This window comes from Jeotgalibacillus proteolyticus (assembly GCF_050107735.1).
Classification (GTDB): Bacteria; Bacillota; Bacilli; order Bacillales; family Jeotgalibacillaceae; genus Jeotgalibacillus; species Jeotgalibacillus proteolyticus_A.
This window is the reverse complement of record NZ_JBNILO010000016.1, coordinates 24,926-42,783: the sequence shown is the minus strand read 5'-3', so window position 1 is coordinate 42,783 and position 17,858 is coordinate 24,926. Positions and strand designations below refer to the sequence as shown.

17 protein-coding genes and 1 other annotated feature are annotated in these 17,858 nt (G+C 43.8%); of the genes, 16 read left to right on the top strand and 1 reads right to left on the bottom strand.

Annotated features, from left to right (window positions below; genetic code table 11):
• Positions 1-94: 94 nt before the first annotated feature.
• From sigH to secE, 3 genes are all read left to right on the top strand, one after another.
• Positions 95-715 (top strand): RNA polymerase sporulation sigma factor SigH, encoded by a 621-nt coding sequence (gene sigH / locus ACQCT8_RS18045; RefSeq protein ID WP_278242467.1) that lies wholly within the window; start codon positions 95-97, stop codon positions 713-715.
• Between the two features lie 199 nt (positions 716-914).
• The gene (rpmG, locus tag ACQCT8_RS18040) at positions 915-1,073 is read left to right on the top strand and encodes a 50S ribosomal protein L33 (protein ID WP_426873424.1); all 159 of its coding nucleotides are present in this window, start codon (positions 915-917) and stop codon (positions 1,071-1,073) included.
• 70 nt (positions 1,074-1,143) lie between these two features.
• Positions 1,144-1,323 (top strand): preprotein translocase subunit SecE, encoded by a 180-nt coding sequence (gene secE / locus ACQCT8_RS18035; RefSeq protein WP_426873423.1) that lies wholly within the window; start codon positions 1,144-1,146, stop codon positions 1,321-1,323.
• A 72-nt stretch (positions 1,324-1,395) separates the two neighbouring features.
• Here the strand turns inward: secE and ACQCT8_RS18030 are convergent, their stop codons facing one another.
• On the bottom strand, positions 1,396-1,527 hold the full coding sequence (locus ACQCT8_RS18030; RefSeq protein WP_426873421.1) for a hypothetical protein: 132 nt from the start codon (positions 1,525-1,527) through the stop codon (positions 1,396-1,398).
• 104 nt (positions 1,528-1,631) lie between these two features.
• On the opposite strand from ACQCT8_RS18030, the gene nusG reads away from it, so the two are divergent.
• The 13 genes from nusG to tuf all read left to right on the top strand — a co-directional run bounded on the left by nusG (position 1,632) and on the right by tuf (position 17,843).
• Positions 1,632-2,165, top strand: a complete 534-nt coding sequence (gene nusG / locus ACQCT8_RS18025) for a transcription termination/antitermination protein NusG (protein WP_278242432.1) — start codon at positions 1,632-1,634, stop codon at positions 2,163-2,165.
• 170 nt (positions 2,166-2,335) lie between these two features.
• Positions 2,336-2,761 carry a 50S ribosomal protein L11 gene (gene rplK / locus ACQCT8_RS18020; RefSeq protein ID WP_041054642.1) on the top strand — a complete coding sequence of 142 codons (426 nt, stop codon included), beginning with the start codon at positions 2,336-2,338 and terminating at the stop codon, positions 2,759-2,761.
• Positions 2,762-2,870: 109 nt separating this feature from the next.
• Positions 2,871-3,569: a 50S ribosomal protein L1 gene (gene rplA / locus ACQCT8_RS18015; protein WP_278242433.1), complete on the top strand. Its 699-nt coding sequence runs from the start codon at positions 2,871-2,873 to the stop codon at positions 3,567-3,569.
• Between the two features lie 62 nt (positions 3,570-3,631).
• Positions 3,632-3,776 (top strand) — a sequence feature (ribosomal protein L10 leader region).
• 45 nt (positions 3,777-3,821) lie between these two features.
• Positions 3,822-4,322: a 50S ribosomal protein L10 gene (gene rplJ / locus ACQCT8_RS18010; RefSeq protein ID WP_278242434.1), complete on the top strand. Its 501-nt coding sequence runs from the start codon at positions 3,822-3,824 to the stop codon at positions 4,320-4,322.
• A gap of 73 nt (positions 4,323-4,395) precedes the next feature.
• The gene (gene rplL / locus ACQCT8_RS18005) at positions 4,396-4,758 is read left to right on the top strand and encodes a 50S ribosomal protein L7/L12 (protein ID WP_133378474.1); all 363 of its coding nucleotides are present in this window, start codon (positions 4,396-4,398) and stop codon (positions 4,756-4,758) included.
• Positions 4,759-4,863: 105 nt separating this feature from the next.
• On the top strand, positions 4,864-5,475 hold the full coding sequence (locus ACQCT8_RS18000; protein ID WP_426873417.1) for a class I SAM-dependent methyltransferase: 612 nt from the start codon (positions 4,864-4,866) through the stop codon (positions 5,473-5,475).
• Between the two features lie 221 nt (positions 5,476-5,696).
• Positions 5,697-9,257, top strand: a complete 3,561-nt coding sequence (gene rpoB / locus ACQCT8_RS17995; RefSeq protein ID WP_426873415.1) for a DNA-directed RNA polymerase subunit beta — start codon at positions 5,697-5,699, stop codon at positions 9,255-9,257.
• A 66-nt stretch (positions 9,258-9,323) separates the two neighbouring features.
• A complete protein-coding gene (gene rpoC, locus ACQCT8_RS17990; protein WP_426873413.1) occupies positions 9,324-12,923 on the top strand; it encodes a DNA-directed RNA polymerase subunit beta' in 3,600 nt (1,199 codons plus the stop codon).
• 190 nt (positions 12,924-13,113) lie between these two features.
• Positions 13,114-13,362 carry a 50S ribosomal protein L7ae-like protein gene (locus ACQCT8_RS17985; protein ID WP_426873453.1) on the top strand — a complete coding sequence of 83 codons (249 nt, stop codon included), beginning with the start codon at positions 13,114-13,116 and terminating at the stop codon, positions 13,360-13,362.
• A 102-nt stretch (positions 13,363-13,464) separates the two neighbouring features.
• Positions 13,465-13,887 (top strand): 30S ribosomal protein S12, encoded by a 423-nt coding sequence (rpsL, locus tag ACQCT8_RS17980; protein ID WP_041054655.1) that lies wholly within the window; start codon positions 13,465-13,467, stop codon positions 13,885-13,887.
• 40 nt (positions 13,888-13,927) lie between these two features.
• Positions 13,928-14,398 carry a 30S ribosomal protein S7 gene (gene rpsG / locus ACQCT8_RS17975; protein WP_041054656.1) on the top strand — a complete coding sequence of 157 codons (471 nt, stop codon included), beginning with the start codon at positions 13,928-13,930 and terminating at the stop codon, positions 14,396-14,398.
• A gap of 50 nt (positions 14,399-14,448) precedes the next feature.
• On the top strand, positions 14,449-16,527 hold the full coding sequence (gene fusA / locus ACQCT8_RS17970) for an elongation factor G (protein WP_278242438.1): 2,079 nt from the start codon (positions 14,449-14,451) through the stop codon (positions 16,525-16,527).
• A 125-nt stretch (positions 16,528-16,652) separates the two neighbouring features.
• Positions 16,653-17,843, top strand: a complete 1,191-nt coding sequence (gene tuf, locus ACQCT8_RS17965; protein WP_278242439.1) for an elongation factor Tu — start codon at positions 16,653-16,655, stop codon at positions 17,841-17,843.
• Positions 17,844-17,858: the final 15 nt, after the last annotated feature.

The window sequence follows — 17,858 nt, the reverse complement described above, 5'->3', positions numbered from 1 at the left end:
CTGAAAAAGTGTGCTGTATAATATTTCTATCTATTGTTTTTGAGCGGTCGGGGGGATCCATTTGAACGATTACAAACGGGTAGCAGATGATCGAATGAATTTTCAAATGCTGGAAGATGATCAGATTATTGAACTTGTTCATAAGGGAAATACAGAAGCATTAGACTATTTAATCACAAAGTACCGCAATTTTGTCAGAGCAAAAGCAAGATCGTATTTTTTGATTGGCGCCGATAAGGAAGATATTATCCAGGAAGGCATGATCGGCTTATACAAAGCGATACGAGATTACAAGGAAGAAAAGCTTACCTCTTTTAAAGCATTTGCGGAGCTTTGCATCACCCGTCAAATCATCACGGCCATAAAAACGGCAACTCGTCAAAAGCATATTCCTCTTAATTCTTATATCTCGCTGGATAAACCTATTTACGATGAAGAATCAGACAGGACGCTTATGGATGTGATCTCTGGGGCGAAGCCTACTGATCCGGAAGCACTAATCATTCATAGAGAAGAATTTAGTAAAATAGAAGATAAAATGGCAGAGCTGCTTAGCGACCTGGAAAGGCAGGTCCTGTCTTTATACCTTGATGGTCAGTCGTATCAGGAAATATCTGCATTGCTTGACCGCCACGTTAAGTCGATTGACAATGCATTGCAGCGTGTAAAACGCAAACTGGAGCGCTATTTGGAAGCGCATGAGCTGATGTTTTAATTGTCAGCTACTGTTGACAGCGGGGAATCAAGGTGGTATTTTTTAAGATGTTAGGTGAAGAGATGATGGAAAAATTATGTCTTTAAGACGCTGTGCCATCCGGCATATCGTTCTAGCAAAAATGGCACATCCTTCTTTTTATGAGAGAAGGCTGTTCATAATAGCAACCGCTTCCTAACCAGTATTGCTCCTAAAAGGAATGACCATTGTGGGTAAAAAGACAGCTCTTGCTTGTACTGTCTGCGGCACACGAAACTATTCGGTGCCGGAGGGAAAAGACAAGCAGTCCGATAGATTAGAATTGAAAAAGTTTTGTCGCCATTGCAACGCTCATACGTCTCATAAGCAGACGATTTAAAGAGAGCGGTCCTTTCGCTGAAAACAGGGAACGGACAATTGAAATAAGATTGGTTGGAGGGTACATCAGCATGGGTAAAATCAGCAGCTTTTTTCGTAACGTTTCCTCTGAAATGCGGAAGGTCAGCTGGCCGAAGCGTAAGGAATTAACACGTTACACAATTACAGTTCTTTCAACTGTAGTTTTTGTCGCTCTGTTTTTTTTGGTTATTGATATGGGTATTACGGCTGTTATTGACTGGGTATTATAAGGAGAGATGGGAAATCTCTTCGTATACGCAAGAGATTTCGTGTACAATAGAATGAGAAATGCAGAAGCCCGTTTAACGGGTTTTTTCATTGGGCAAAAATAAGACAAACCAAAATTGTATAAGAGATTCGTTTATATAGCTGCTTACTGCTGCAGCTGCATATTTTGTTGGTATCTTGTTTCGGTGAGCGGCTTCCCGGCTCATAAGCTCCTTCCTCCGCCAGGTAAAAAACGCCTGTACGGAGAATTCGCATATGTCTGCCGGAGCTAACCGCTCATCTGCACAATACATTTAAGGAGGGAAAATTTTTGGAGAAGAATTGGTATGTTGTTCATACGTATTCAGGCTATGAAAATAAAGTGAAAATGAATTTAGAAAAGCGTGTCGAGTCCATGGGAATGTCTGATAAGATTTTCCGCGTGGTCATCCCTGAAGAGGAAGAGACCGAGATCAAGGATGGCAAAGCGAAAACTGTGAAGAGAAAAACCTTTCCAGGATATGTGCTTGTCGAAATCGTCATGACAGATGACTCATGGTACGTAGTCCGCAATACGCCTGGTGTAACAGGCTTTGTCGGCTCTTCAGGCGGCGGTTCGAAGCCTACTCCGCTGCTTCCGGAAGAGGTTACTCAGCTTCTGAAAAGCATGGGAATGCAGGAACGTACGGTTGAAGTGGACTTTGAAGTTGGAGAAAGTGTCACTGTAAATGAAGGACCATTTGCTAATTTTGCCGGAGTGATAGAAGGTATAGATACAGCGAAAGGCAAAGTGAAAGTGCTGGTTAATATGTTCGGCAGGGAAACACCGGTTGAGCTTGACTTTATGCAAATTAACAAAATATAATTAGAAACATCTTGAATTCTGATTCCAAAGGTGGTAACATCTTTTAAGTCAGTATGTCTCAATAGAGAGACTGAACTAACATTTACATTCTTTATATAAAAGAATTGGATTATTGAGTGGGAGGGTATCAAGCCCTATTACCACATCACGGACTTAAGGAGGTGTGTCTCGTGGCTAAAAAAGTTATTAAATTGGTAAAGCTTCAAATCCCAGCTGGGAAAGCTAATCCAGCTCCGCCGGTAGGTCCTGCATTGGGTCAGGCTGGTGTCAACATCATGGGATTCTGTAAAGAGTTCAACGCTCGTACAGCTGATCAAGCTGGTCTTATTATCCCTGTTGAAATTACGGTTTTTGAAGACCGTTCATTTACATTCATCACTAAAACTCCCCCTGCTGCCGTTCTTCTTAAGAAAGCAGCTGGTATCGAGTCAGGTTCTGGTGAACCTAACCGCAACAAAGTAGCGACTGTCAAACGTGACAAGGTGCGTGAAATCGCGGAAACAAAAATGCCTGATCTAAACGCAGCGGATGTCGAATCAGCTATGCGTATGGTTGAAGGTACGGCTCGCAGCATGGGTATTACGATTGAAGATTAATTGATGCATGTCTTGGACGAGGTTGCGAAGTTGAAAAGTTTTTTCACTCGCAACCTTTATTCGTGGGAGGTTATTCCGCTAAAACCACAATCGAGGAGGAAACAAAGAAATGGCTAAAAAAGGTAAAAAATACGTAGAAGCTGCAAAGCTTGTAGACCGTACAACTAATTATGGCGTCGTTGAAGCAATCGAACTTGCGAAAAAAACAAGCGTTGTTAAATTTGATGCAACAGTAGAGGTAGCGTTCCGTCTTGGAATCGATACACGTAAAAATGATCAGCAGATCCGTGGAGCAGTCGTTCTTCCGAATGGTACTGGTAAAACGCAAAGTGTTCTTGTATTCGCTAAAGGCGAGAAAGCAAAAGAAGCTGAAGCTGCTGGTGCTGACTTCGTAGGAGAAGGCGACCTTGTTCAAAAGATTCAAGGCGGCTGGTTCGAATTTGACGTAATCGTAGCTACACCTGACATGATGGGTGAAGTTGGTAAACTTGGACGTGTCCTTGGACCAAAAGGCTTAATGCCAAACCCTAAAACAGGTACTGTAACATTTGATGTTGAAAAAGCTGTTAAAGAAATCAAGGCTGGTAAAGTAGAATACCGCGCTGAAAAAGCTGGTATCATCCACGTGCCAATCGGAAAAGTTTCTTTCGAGACAGACAAGCTTGTTGAAAACTTCAATACGATTTTTGATACAGTGCAAAAAGCTAAGCCTGCTTCATCTAAGGGAACTTACATGAAGTCAGTTGCTGTAACAACAACGATGGGTCCTGGAATTAAGATCGACTCTTCTTCTGTTTCAGCAAAGTAATTATCACCCAAAATAATATTGACAGTGCTCTAACCATCTGATATGATGAATTGCGTTGTGCAAGTATATAACCATTTGTACCGTAGACAGCAGGCGTCCATTGGACTTAATTTCCTGCCGAGGTCATGACGATAAAAGAACTTTTCTTTTTATTGAAATGATACGCCTCGATGTCTGCAGCAGACATCGAGGTTTTTTGTCCGTTCGAACGGTATAAATGAAGCTCCAGACAAACCAACAGGAGGTGTTAAGATGAGCAGCATTATCGAGCAAAAGAAACAGCTTGTAACAGAAATTCAAGATAAGCTACAAGGAAGTGTATCCACGATCATTGTAGATTATCGCGGACTATCTGTTGCAGAAGTAACTGAGCTGCGTAAATCACTTCGCGAAGCGGGTGTTGAGTTCAAAGTTTACAAGAACTCTATGACACGCCGAGCGGCTGAAGCGGCTGGTCTTGAAGGATTGAATGAAAATCTTACAGGACCAAACGCAATTGCTTTCTCAAACGAGGATGTAGTTGCACCTGCGAAGATCATTAACGAATTCGCTAAAAAACACGAAGCGCTTGAAATCAAAGCGGGTGTCATGGACGGGAATATCATCTCTGTTGATGAAGTGAAAGCACTTGCTGAACTTCCATCACGCGACGGACTTCTTTCTATGCTTCTTAGCGTACTTCAAGCACCATTACGCGGATTTGCCGTTGCAACGAAAGCAGTTGCAGATCAAAAAGAAGAGCAAGGCGCTTAATTTTAAGCCCCTGCACGCCGGATGACGATCATCCAAACAAAAATTAAAACATCCACTAAGGAGGAACTATATCATGACTAAAGAACAAATGATCGAAGCTATCAAAGAAATGACAGTTCTTGAACTAAACGACCTTGTTAAAGCAATCGAAGAAGAATTCGGTGTATCTGCTGCTGCTCCTGTAGCTGCTGCTGGTGCTGGCGGCGGAGAAGCTGCTGCTGAGCAAACTGAATTTGACGTAATCCTTACAAGCGCTGGATCTCAAAAAATCAAAGTTATCAAAGCAGTTCGTGAAATCACTGGTCTTGGCTTGAAAGAAGCGAAAGAAATGGTTGATAACACTCCTAAAGCTGTTAAAGAAGGCGCTTCTAAAGAGGAAGCTGAAGAACTTAAAGCTAAGCTTGAAGAAGTTGGAGCTGGCGTAGAAGTTAAGTAATATCGGATTGAAAGGAAAGCTCGCTTGAATAGGCGGGCTTTTTTTTACCTCTTTTCCTATAAGGTACTTAGCATGAATATGAATAACATGGGAGGGTGATCTGAAATGTCAGATCATTATTATTCCAAAACTCCAGGAACTGAAAGTAACCCATTGTGGTGGGATTATACACTGCGGGGCCATACGCTTCGCTTTAAAACAGATCAGGGAGTTTTTTCGAAGAAAGAAGTGGATTTCGGCTCCAGGTTTTTGATAGAAACATTTTCAGAGCCTGAAATAGAAGGTCCGCTGCTGGATGTTGGTTGCGGCTATGGTCCAATTGGACTGACGCTGGCGAAAAGCACAAATAACAGGGAAATTCATCTTGTAGATGTCAACAATCGTGCGCTAGACCTAGCGCGTGAAAATGCTGTGCGAAATGACGTTTCTTTCGTAAAAGTATATGAGAGTGATTGCCTTGACCAAGTGACAACCCGTAACTTTGCTGCGATTCTCACAAATCCGCCGATCCGGGCAGGAAAAAAAGTTGTGCACCAAATCTTTGAGCAGAGTGCTGAGAAACTGGCTCCTGGAGGAGAACTTTGGGTAGTGATTCAAAAAAAACAGGGGGCTCCCTCCGCAAAGGACAAACTTGAAGCGCTTTTTGGAACTGTTGAAGTTGCCGAAAAAAACAAAGGCTACTTCATTTTGAGAGCGAAAAAGAGTTTGACCCTCTAGTTTTCTTGTGATATTATTGTAAGATGCAAAATTATTAAAGTCAGAAAGTATGTCCATTTGCATAAATGGATCAGTTTATGGCAATAATGGTTTAAATAATTGTTCTTTACGTAGAAAATGTGGTTAATAAAAGCCTCGTTTTCTATTTGTCTTATGTCCATTTTGTGATGACATTGAGCAGAATGGATCTATCAAAACGCTTGATTTGAGGGGTGAATCAGTTGACAGGTCAACTAGTTCAGTATGGACGACACCGCCAGCGCAGAAGCTTTGCGCGTATCAGTGAAGTATTGGAACTTCCGAATCTGATTGAGATTCAGACAGCTTCCTATGAATGGTTTTTAGAAGAAGGATTGAGAGAGATGTTTCGCGACATTTCCCCAATCGAAGACTTCACTGGAAATCTTTCATTAGAATTTATTGATTACAGCCTTGGTGAACCAAAGTATTCAGTAGATGAATCAAAAGAACGCGATGTTACGTATTCCGCGCCGCTTCGTGTGAAGGTTCGACTGTTGAATAAAGATACCGGAGAAGTAAAAGATCAGGATGTGTTCATGGGAGATTTCCCTCTTATGACAGACACTGGGACGTTCATCATTAATGGAGCTGAACGTGTTATTGTATCACAGCTTGTTCGATCGCCAAGTGTGTATTTTCACGGCAAAATGGATAAGAACGGAAAAAGAGGCTTCGGCGCTACGGTAATTCCTAACCGCGGGGCTTGGCTTGAGTATGAAACAGATGCAAAAGATGTCGTTCACGTTCGTATTGATCGTACACGGAAGCTTCCTGTAACTGTTTTATTACGTGCGCTCGGCTTTGGTACAGATCAGGAAATTATTGATCTGATCGGTGACAACGAATATATCCGTAATACGCTTGAAAAAGATAATACGGAAACCGTTGATAAGGCATTGCTCGAAATCTATGAGAGACTTCGCCCTGGCGAACCGCCAACTGTAGATAACGCAAAGAGTCTTCTAGAATCACGTTTCTTTGATCCAAAGCGCTACGACCTGGCTAATGTAGGTCGATATAAAATGAATAAAAAGCTTCACATTAAGAATCGTTTGTTCGGACAAGTGCTTGCAGAAACGCTGGCAGATCCAGAAACAGGCGAGATTCTTGCAGAAAAGGGAACGACTCTTGATCGCCGAAACCTAGATAAGCTGATTCCTTATCTTGAAAATGGCGTTGGTTTTAAAACCATTAATCATGCTGGCGGCGTGATCGAAGAAGATCTAACGCTTCAGTCGATTAAAATTCAGGTTCCTAACGCAGATAGTGACAAAGAAATTTTAGTAACTGGTAATGCTTATGTAGATGATAGTGTTAAAAACATTACCGCTGCTGATATTATTTCTTCTATCAGTTATTTCTTCAATCTATTACATGGTGTCGGTTTAACAGATGATATTGATCATCTTGGAAATCGTCGTCTGCGTTCTGTTGGTGAGCTTTTGCAAAACCAGTTCCGCATCGGGCTTTCCCGTATGGAGCGAGTGGTGCGTGAAAGAATGTCCATCCAGGACACAAACACCATTACACCACAGCAGTTAATTAATATTCGCCCTGTTATTGCGTCTATTAAAGAGTTTTTTGGAAGCTCTCAATTATCTCAATTCATGGACCAAACAAATCCATTAGCTGAATTGACGCATAAACGTCGTCTGTCAGCACTTGGACCTGGTGGTTTAACACGTGAGCGTGCGGGCTTTGAAGTGCGTGACGTTCATTACTCCCACTACGGCCGTATGTGTCCAATTGAGACGCCTGAGGGACCGAATATCGGACTGATTAACTCCCTGTCAAGCTTTGCGAAGGTAAACCGTTTTGGATTCATTGAAACGCCTTACCGTCGTGTAGACCCTGATACAGGAAAAGTGACAGACCGGATTGACTATTTAACTGCTGATGAAGAAGATAATTACGTTGTGGCACAGGCTAATGCCCGTTTGGGGGATGACGGATCATTCCTTGATGATGAAGTAGTGTCGCGTTTCCGCGGTGAGAACACCGTAATCAGACGCGATCGACTTGATTACATGGACGTATCACCAAAACAGGTTGTATCTGCTGCAACCGCATGTATTCCTTTCTTGGAAAACGATGACTCCAACCGTGCACTTATGGGAGCGAACATGCAGCGTCAGGCAGTTCCTTTGCTGAACCCTGAAGCCCCATTCGTTGGTACAGGAATGGAGCACGTTTCTGCTAAAGATTCAGGTGCTGCTGTCATCAATAAGCATGAAGGTATTGTTGAGCGTGTTCAGGCGAGCCAGGTATGGGTCCGCAGACTCGTTGAGATTGACGGAAAAGAAACAGAAGGCGATCTTGATAAATACAAAATGCAAAAATTCATTCGTTCCAACCAGGGAACTTGCTATAACCAGCGTCCGATCGTTTCTGTAGGAGACCGCGTAGTAAAAGGCGAAATTCTTGCAGATGGTCCTTCGATGGAATTAGGGGAGCTTGCTCTTGGGCGTAACGTTCTTGTCGGATTTATGACATGGGACGGTTACAACTATGAGGATGCTGTTATCATGAGTGAGCGTCTGGTAAAAGACGATGTATACACGTCGATCCATATTGAAGAATATGAATCAGAATCACGTGATACAAAGCTTGGACCTGAAGAAATCACGCGTGATATTCCAAACGTCGGGGAAGATGCACTCCGCAATCTTGATGAGCGCGGAATCATCCGAATTGGTGCGGAAGTTAAAGACGGGGATATCCTTGTTGGGAAAGTAACGCCAAAAGGTGTGACGGAACTAACAGCGGAAGAACGTCTGCTTCATGCCATTTTCGGTGAAAAAGCCCGTGAAGTAAGAGATACTTCGCTTCGCGTACCGCATGGTGCAGGAGGAATTATTCTTGATGTGAAGATCTTCAACCGTGAAGACGGAGACGAGCTTCCACCGGGAGTAAACCAATTGGTTCGTGCTTATATCGTTCAAAAGAGAAAAATCTCTGTTGGGGATAAAATGGCCGGACGCCACGGAAATAAAGGTGTTATTTCACGGATACTTCCAGAAGAGGATATGCCATATCTGCCTGACGGAACGCCGATTGATATCATGTTAAACCCGCTTGGTGTACCATCCCGTATGAATATCGGTCAGGTGCTTGAAATGCATATGGGAATGGCCGCTCGCTCAATGGGCATCCATATTGCCACTCCGGTATTTGATGGTGCTAACGAGGAAGATGTGTGGGCTACAATTGAAGAAGCCGGCATGTCGCGTGACGGAAAAACCGTTTTATATGACGGAAGATCCGGAGATCCATTCGATAACCGTGTGTCAGTTGGTGTGATGTACATGATCAAACTTGCTCACATGGTTGATGATAAACTTCACGCTCGTTCAACTGGTCCTTACTCACTTGTTACTCAGCAGCCGCTGGGTGGTAAAGCGCAGTTTGGCGGACAGCGTTTTGGTGAGATGGAAGTTTGGGCCCTTGAAGCATATGGGGCTGCTTACACGCTGCAGGAGATTTTGACTGTTAAGTCGGATGATGTTGTAGGTCGTGTTAAAACTTACGAAGCCATTGTAAAAGGCGACAGCGTACCTGAACCGGGCGTACCTGAATCATTCAAAGTATTGATTAAAGAGCTTCAAAGCTTAGGTATGGACGTTAAGATGCTGTCTAGCAATGATGAAGAAATTGAAATGCGCGACATGGATGATGAAGAAGATATTCATCAGGCAGACGCATTGAATATTGCACCGGAAACCGATGTATTAACATCAGAAACCGTTGCGGCAAAAGAATGAGCAATACAACTGTGCAGATAACCGACAAAAGGGCAAAACCTGTAAACGAAAAGGGAGGTAGGCTCCTTGATAGATGTTAATAATTTTGAGTATATGAAAATCGGCCTGGCTGCTCCTGATAAAATCCGCTCGTGGTCTTTCGGAGAAGTTAAAAAGCCAGAAACCATTAACTATCGTACGTTGAAGCCTGAAAAAGATGGTCTATTCTGTGAGCGTATTTTCGGTCCTCAAAAAGACTGGGAATGCCACTGCGGTAAATACAAACGCGTCCGTTACAAGGGCGTCGTTTGTGACCGCTGCGGAGTAGAAGTTACACGTGCCAAAGTGCGCCGCGAACGTATGGGGCATATTGAATTGGCAGCGCCTGTATCACACATCTGGTACTTCAAAGGTATTCCAAGCCGTATGGGCCTTGTTCTTGACATGTCTCCGCGTGCTTTGGAAGAAGTAATTTACTTTGCTTCTTACGTTGTAACAGAATCAGGAGATACAGCGCTTGAGAAAAAGCAGCTGCTGTCTGAAAAAGAATATCGTGCATATCGGGATAAATACAGCAACAAATTCCAGGCCGCTATGGGTGCAGAAGCCATCAAAAAGCTTCTTCAGGACCTTGACCTGGACAAAGAGGCAGAGATGCTGAAGGAAGAACTAAAAACTGCACAAGGCCAGCGCCGTACGCGTGCCATTAAACGCCTTGAAGTAGTGGAATCTTTCCGTAACTCGGGTAACTATCCTGATTGGATGATCCTTGATGTACTGCCTGTCATCCCGCCTGAGCTTCGTCCGATGGTTCAGCTTGACGGCGGACGTTTCGCTACATCAGATTTAAATGATCTTTATCGTCGCGTAATTAACCGGAATAACAGGCTGAAGCGCCTTCTTGACCTTGGTGCGCCAAGCATCATCGTTCAGAATGAAAAGCGTATGCTCCAGGAAGCTGTAGATGCACTGATTGACAATGGCCGGCGCGGACGTCCTGTAACGGGACCTGGTAACCGTCCATTAAAATCACTTTCTCACATGCTGAAAGGGAAGCAGGGCCGTTTCCGTCAAAATCTTCTTGGTAAACGAGTGGACTATTCAGGCCGTTCCGTTATCGTAGTAGGTCCAAACCTGAAAATGTATCAATGCGGACTTCCGAAAGAAATGGCGCTTGAACTGTTTAAACCGTTTGTAATGAAAGAATTGGTTGAACGCGGACTCGCTCATAATATCAAGAGTGCAAAGCGTAAAATCGAGCGTGTTCACAGTGAAGTCTGGGATGTGCTTGAAGATGTTATTAAAGAGCACCCGGTACTGCTGAACCGAGCACCAACCCTTCACCGTCTCGGAATTCAAGCGTTTGAGCCCACACTGGTAGAAGGACGCGCAATCCGTCTCCATCCGCTTGTATGTACTGCATACAACGCCGACTTTGATGGTGACCAAATGGCGGTCCACGTACCGCTTTCATCTGAAGCTCAAGCTGAAGCGCGCCTGCTAATGCTGGCTGCACAAAACATCTTGAATCCTAAAGATGGAAAACCTGTTGTAACACCTTCTCAGGATATGGTTTTAGGAAACTATTACCTGACTCTTGAGCGTAAGGATGCTGTCGGAGAAGGTAAAATATTCAGAGACGCTGATGAAGTGCTTCTGGCGTATCAAAATGGATATGTACATCTTCACAGCCGTATTGCAATCCATGCGAGCGCAGTGAAAAAAGAAAACTTTACAGAAGAGCAAAACAAACAGCTTCTGTTAACTACACCAGGGAAGATTATCTTTAATGAAATTCTTCCGAAGTCGTTCCCTTACATCAATGAGCCGACAATGGAAAACTTGGAAGTGGCAACACCTGATAAGTTCTTCGTTGATCCGACTACAGATGTGAAAGAACATATTAAATCGAATGAGCTTGTCTCACCATTTAAAAAGAAATATCTCGGAAATGTCATTGCTGAAGTGTTCAAGCGATTTCACATTACCGATACGTCAAGAATGCTTGACAGCATGAAAAACCTGGGCTTTAAACACTCTACCCGCGCCGGTATTACAATCGGTATAGCTGACATCGTGGTATTGCCTGAGAAGCAGGTAATCCTGAAAGAAGCACAGGAAAGAGTGGATAAAGTTACGAAGCAGTTCCGACGCGGATTAATTACCGAAGAAGAACGCTACGATCGTGTCATTTCAATATGGAGTGCGGCAAAAGATGTAATTCAAGACAAGCTTATGCTTACGCTTGACAGTCTGAACCCGATCTACATGATGAGTGACTCCGGTGCCCGTGGTAACGCATCTAACTTTACGCAGCTTGCTGGTATGCGTGGTCTGATGGCCAACCCGGCTGGACGGATCATTGAGCTTCCAATCAAATCAAGTTTCCGTGAAGGACTTACTGTTCTTGAGTACTTTATTTCAACTCACGGTGCCCGTAAAGGTCTTGCCGATACAGCCCTTAAGACAGCTGACTCAGGTTACCTTACTCGTCGTCTTGTTGATGTGGCTCAGGATGTAATCGTTCGTGAAGAAGATTGCGGAACAGATAGAGGACTTCGAGTACGTTCATTAAAAGACGGTACTGAAACAATTGAACCGCTTGAAGAACGTTTAGAAGGCCGTTATTCAAATCAAACGGTAAAACACCCTGGAAATGGCAAAGTGTTTGTTAGACGCAACGAACTGATTACAGAAGATATCGCGCGTCAAATTATTGAAGCAGGTATTGAAGAAGTATCTATCCGCTCTGCGTTTACTTGTAACACGCGTCATGGCGTATGTGAAAAATGCTATGGTAAGAACCTTGCAACTGGTGAAAAGGTTGAAGTCGGAGAAGCAGTTGGTATTATTGCGGCTCAGTCAATCGGTGAACCAGGAACACAGCTTACGATGCGTACCTTCCATACAGGCGGGGTAGCAGGAGACGATATTACACAAGGTCTTCCACGTATCCAGGAGATCTTTGAAGCCCGTAATCCGAAAGGTCAAGCGGTCATCTCAGAGATCGATGGTGTCGTAACAGCCATTAGTGAAGGCAAAGACCGTCAACAGGAAATCACAGTTAAAGGTGATGTTGAAACAAGAAGCTATACAGCTCCTTATACAGCGCGCCTGAAAGTGGGAATTGACGACGTCATTGCTCGAGGCCAGGAATTGACTGAAGGTTCTATTGATCCGAAAGAGTTAATCAAGATTCGCGACGTTGCTGCTGTTCAGGAATACTTGCTGAAAGAAGTTCAAAAAGTATACCGTATGCAGGGCGTTGAAATCGGCGACAAGCACGTAGAAGTAATGGTACGTCAAATGCTTCGTAAAGTTCGTGTTATTGAAGCCGGTGAAACAGAATTGCTTCCGGGATCTTTACTCGATGTCCACCAGTTTATGGAGGCCAACGAAAAGGTTCTATTATCAGGCAAGAAGCCGGCAACAGGGCGTCCATTGATTCTTGGAATCACAAAAGCGTCTCTTGAAACCGAGTCCTTCCTGTCTGCAGCATCCTTCCAGGAAACAACACGTGTTCTTACGGATGCAGCAATCAAAGGCAAGCGCGATGAACTTCTTGGACTTAAAGAAAATGTCATCATCGGTAAACTTGTTCCAGCAGGAACAGGAATGCAGCGCTATCGCCAGGCTGAAATCGAATCAGAAGACAGAGCTGTTGAAGAAGCAGTCACAGTCGACTAATTGCGGTGGAAGTTCACAGGCAGCTTCGCCAGACAGTAAACTGGCGGGCTGACTAAAGAAAAGAGAATGCGCACCAGATAAGGTGTCGCATTCTCAATTTCTTTTATATAATGTTGACATCAACTAGATGAGATGATAATATATTCAAGGTTGCTCCTATTCGTAACCTGTTACTTTGGAGGATATGAAGATGTCTTATGAAAAAGTATCACAGGCTGAACACATCATTGTAGGATCCAAACAAGTTGTAAAGGCCCTCAAGGCAGGTTCAATCCGAGAGGTGATCGTCGCTGATGATGCGGATGTCCATGTGATTGATAAAATCATATACACCGCTAAAGATATGAACGTGTCAATTTCCCATGTAGACTCTATGAAGAAGCTGGGGAAAGCATGTGGGATCGAAGTCGGTGCTGCTGCGGTAGCCATTACTGTTTAAAGATGTTTTTGTAGTGTAGTGCTACAAAGGCTTTGTTTTTGCCCAAAAATGAACCACCTGGATGTGTGGGCTTACAACAAATTTGAAGGGAGGAAAAAACTCATGCCAACTATTAACCAATTAGTGCGCAAGCCGCGTCAATCTAAAGGCACGAAATCAACTTCACCAGCACTAAACAAGGGATACAACAGCTTCAAAAAGAAAGCAACTGATGTATCTTCTCCACAAAAGCGTGGTGTATGTACTCGTGTTGGTACAATGACACCGAAGAAACCGAACTCGGCTCTTCGTAAATATGCCCGTGTACGTTTGACAAACATGATCGAAGTAACGGCTTATATCCCAGGTATCGGACACAATCTGCAAGAGCACAGTGTTGTTCTTATCCGCGGAGGACGTGTAAAAGATTTACCAGGGGTACGTTACCACATCGTTCGTGGTGCTCTTGATACTGCTGGAGTAGACGGACGCCGTCAAGGACGTTCTCTATACGGTACTAAGAGACCAAAAGAAAAGAAATCCTAATTTGATTTAAATAGATTTTCTCGTGAAAGGAGGAACACACATGCCTCGTAAAGGTGCAGTAGCAAAACGTGACGTGTTGCCAGATCCGATTTACAATTCGAAGCTTGTAACACGCTTAATTAACAAAATCATGGTAGACGGTAAGAGAGGTACAGCTCAAAAAATTCTTTATTCAGCGTTTAATGTCATTCAGGAACGCAGCGGTAAAGATGCTCTTGAGGTGTTCGATCAAGCTCTTAAAAACATCATGCCAGTTCTTGAAGTTCGCGCACGCCGTGTAGGTGGAGCTAACTATCAAGTGCCGGTTGAAGTACGTCCAGAGCGTCGTACAACTCTTGGTCTTCGCTGGTTGGTTGATCACTCACGCAAACGCGGAGAAAAAACAATGCAAGAGCGTTTAGCAAACGAAATTCTTGATGCAGCGAACAACACTGGAGCTGCAGTTAAGAAACGTGAAGACACTCATAAAATGGCTGAAGCTAACAAAGCATTTGCTCATTATCGCTGGTAAGATTAAACGCAGTTTTAACCATATTACCATTTTAGGAAGGAGAAAGACCCATGCCTAGAGAGTTCTCCTTATTTAACACTCGTAATATCGGTATCATGGCTCACATTGATGCCGGTAAGACGACTGCGACGGAGCGTATCCTTTATTATACAGGCCGTATCCACAAGATCGGCGAAACGCATGAAGGTGCGTCACAAATGGACTGGATGGAGCAGGAGCAAGAGCGTGGAATCACGATCACATCTGCTGCAACTACCGCTTCATGGAAAGACCACCGTGTTAACATCATCGATACACCTGGACACGTAGACTTCACTGTAGAAGTTGAACGTTCACTTCGTGTACTTGATGGTGCAGTAGGTGTTCTCGATGCCCAATCGGGTGTTGAGCCGCAAACTGAAACTGTATGGCGTCAAGCAACAACTTACGGAGTGCCTCGTATTGTGTTCGTTAATAAAATGGACAAAATCGGTGCAGATTTCCTTTACTCTGTAGGTACACTGCATGACCGTCTTCAAGCTAACGCTCATCCAATTCAGCTTCCAATTGGCGCTGAAGATGAGTTTGAAGGAATCATTGATCTGGTTGAAATGGTAGCTTACTACTATGAAGACGACCTGGGAACTCGTACTGAACAGCGTGAAATTCCTGATGAGTACAAAGAACAGGCAGAGGAGTACCGCGGCAAATTAGTTGAAGCGGTTGCTGACCTTGATGAAGATCTAATGATGAAATACCTTGAAGGTGAAGAATTCACTACAGAGGAACTTAAAGCTGCAATCCGTAAGGGAACTGTCAACGTTGAGTTCTATCCTGTAATTTGTGGTTCTGCTTTCAAAAACAAAGGGGTTCAGCTTCTGCTGGATGCTGTTATTGACTACCTTCCATCACCTTTAGATGTTGAGTCTATCAAAGGGCACATTCCGGACACAGAAGAGGAAGTTTCACGTCCTCCAAGTGACGAAGAGCCTTTCGCTGCTCTAGCATTTAAAGTAATGACGGATCCGTACGTTGGTAAATTAACATTCTTCCGCGTGTACTCAGGAGTACTTCAATCCGGATCATATGTTCAGAATGCTTCAAAAGGGAAGCGTGAGCGCGTAGGACGTATCCTGCAAATGCATGCAAACTCCCGTGAAGAAATTTCTGAAGTTTATGCCGGTGATATCGCGGCTGCTGTTGGTCTTAAAGATACAACAACAGGGGATACTCTATGTGACGAAAAGAGTCTTGTTATTCTTGAGTCTATGGAATTCCCGGAACCGGTTATCTCTGTTGCGATCGAGCCTAAGTCGAAAGCTGACCAGGATAAAATGGGTCAAGCTCTTCAAAAGCTTCAGGAAGAAGATCCGACATTCCACGCGCACACTGACACTGAAACAGGTCAAACGATCATTGCAGGTATGGGTGAGCTTCACCTTGATATCCTCGTTGACCGTATGCGCCGTGAGTTTAAAGTAGAAGCTAACGTTGGTGCTCCTCAGGTATCTTACCGTGAGACATTCCGCGGCTCTGCTCAAGTTGAAGGGAAATTCGTACGCCAGTCTGGTGGACGTGGACAATTCGGACACGTTAAAATCGAATTCTCTCCAAACGAAGAGGGTAAAGGCTTTGAATTTGAAAATGGTATCGTAGGTGGTACTGTTCCTCGTGAATACATTCCTGCTGTTCAAGCTGGATTGGAAGATTCACTAGATAACGGTGTTCTTGCCGGATATCCATTAATCGATATTAAAGCTCGTCTATATGATGGTTCATACCATGATGTTGACTCCTCTGAAATGGCCTTTAAGATTGCTGCTTCAATGGCATTGAAAAACGCAGTATCCAAGTGTAATCCAGTACTTCTTGAGCCGCTTATGCGTGTAGAAGTTATGATTCCTGAAGAGTACATGGGAGATATCATGGGAGATATCACATCTCGCCGTGGACGGGTAGAAGGTATGGCAGCCCGCGGTAACACGCAGATTGTTAAAGCATTCGTTCCATTATCTGAAATGTTCGGATATGCAACGTCACTTCGCTCGAATACACAAGGACGTGGAACATTCTCTATGTTCTTCGATCATTACGAAGAAGTACCTAAATCAATCTCCGAAGAAATCATCAAGAAAAATAAAGGGGAATAATTGATTTAGCTCTACCAATAAAGTATAACTACTATGTAAGGGATGAGAGAAAGAGGTTCCTGAGAGCTTCTTTCCTTCATAACAATAAAAAATACATCTTTAACTATCTAAAGGAGGATTTCCAAATGGCTAAGGAAAAATTCGACCGTTCGAAAACCCATGCTAACATTGGTACAATCGGACACGTTGACCATGGTAAAACAACTTTAACTGCTGCAATCACAACTGTACTTCACAAGAAATATGGTCGTGGAACAGCTATGGCATATGATCAAATTGATGGTGCTCCAGAAGAGCGCGAGCGCGGAATCACAATCTCAACTGCACACGTTGAGTATGAAACTGACACTCGTCACTATGCACACGTTGATTGCCCAGGACACGCTGACTATGTTAAAAACATGATCACTGGTGCCGCACAAATGGACGGAGGAATCCTAGTAGTATCTGCTGCTGACGGTCCAATGCCACAGACTCGTGAGCACATCCTTCTTTCTCGTCAAGTAGGTGTTCCTTACCTAGTTGTATTCATGAACAAATGCGACATGGTAGACGATGAAGAGCTTCTTGAACTAGTTGAAATGGAAATTCGTGATCTTCTTTCTGACTACGACTTCCCTGGCGACGATGTTCCAGTAATCAAAGGTTCTGCTCTTAAAGCTCTTGAAGGAGATGCTGAGTGGGAAGAAAAAATCTATGAGCTTATGGAAGCAGTAGATAGCTACATCCCAACTCCAGAGCGTGACACTGACAAGCCATTCATGATGCCAGTTGAGGATGTATTCTCAATCACTGGCCGTGGTACAGTTGCTACAGGACGTGTTGAGCGTGGACAAGTTAAAGTCGGTGACGAAGTTGAAATCATCGGTCTTACTGAAGAGCCAAAGAAAACAACTGTAACGGGTGTTGAAATGTTCCGTAAGCTTCTTGACTATGCAGAAGCTGGTGACAACATCGGTGCACTACTTCGTGGTGTATCCCGTGACGACATCAACCGTGGACAAGTTCTTGCTAAGCCAGGAACAATCACTCCGCACACAAACTTCAAAGCTGAAGTTTATGTTCTATCAAAAGAAGAAGGTGGACGTCACACTCCATTCTTCACTAACTACCGCCCTCAGTTCTACTTCCGTACAACTGACGTAACTGGCGTTTGTAACCTTCCTGAAGGAGTAGAAATGGTTATGCCTGGCGACAACATCGAAATGACTGTTGAGCTTATCTCTCCTATCGCAATCGAAGAAGGAACTAAGTTCTCTATTCGTGAAGGTGGACGTACAGTAGGCGCTGGCGTAGTTGCTTCTATCCAGAAGTAATTTCTGCTATTCCAA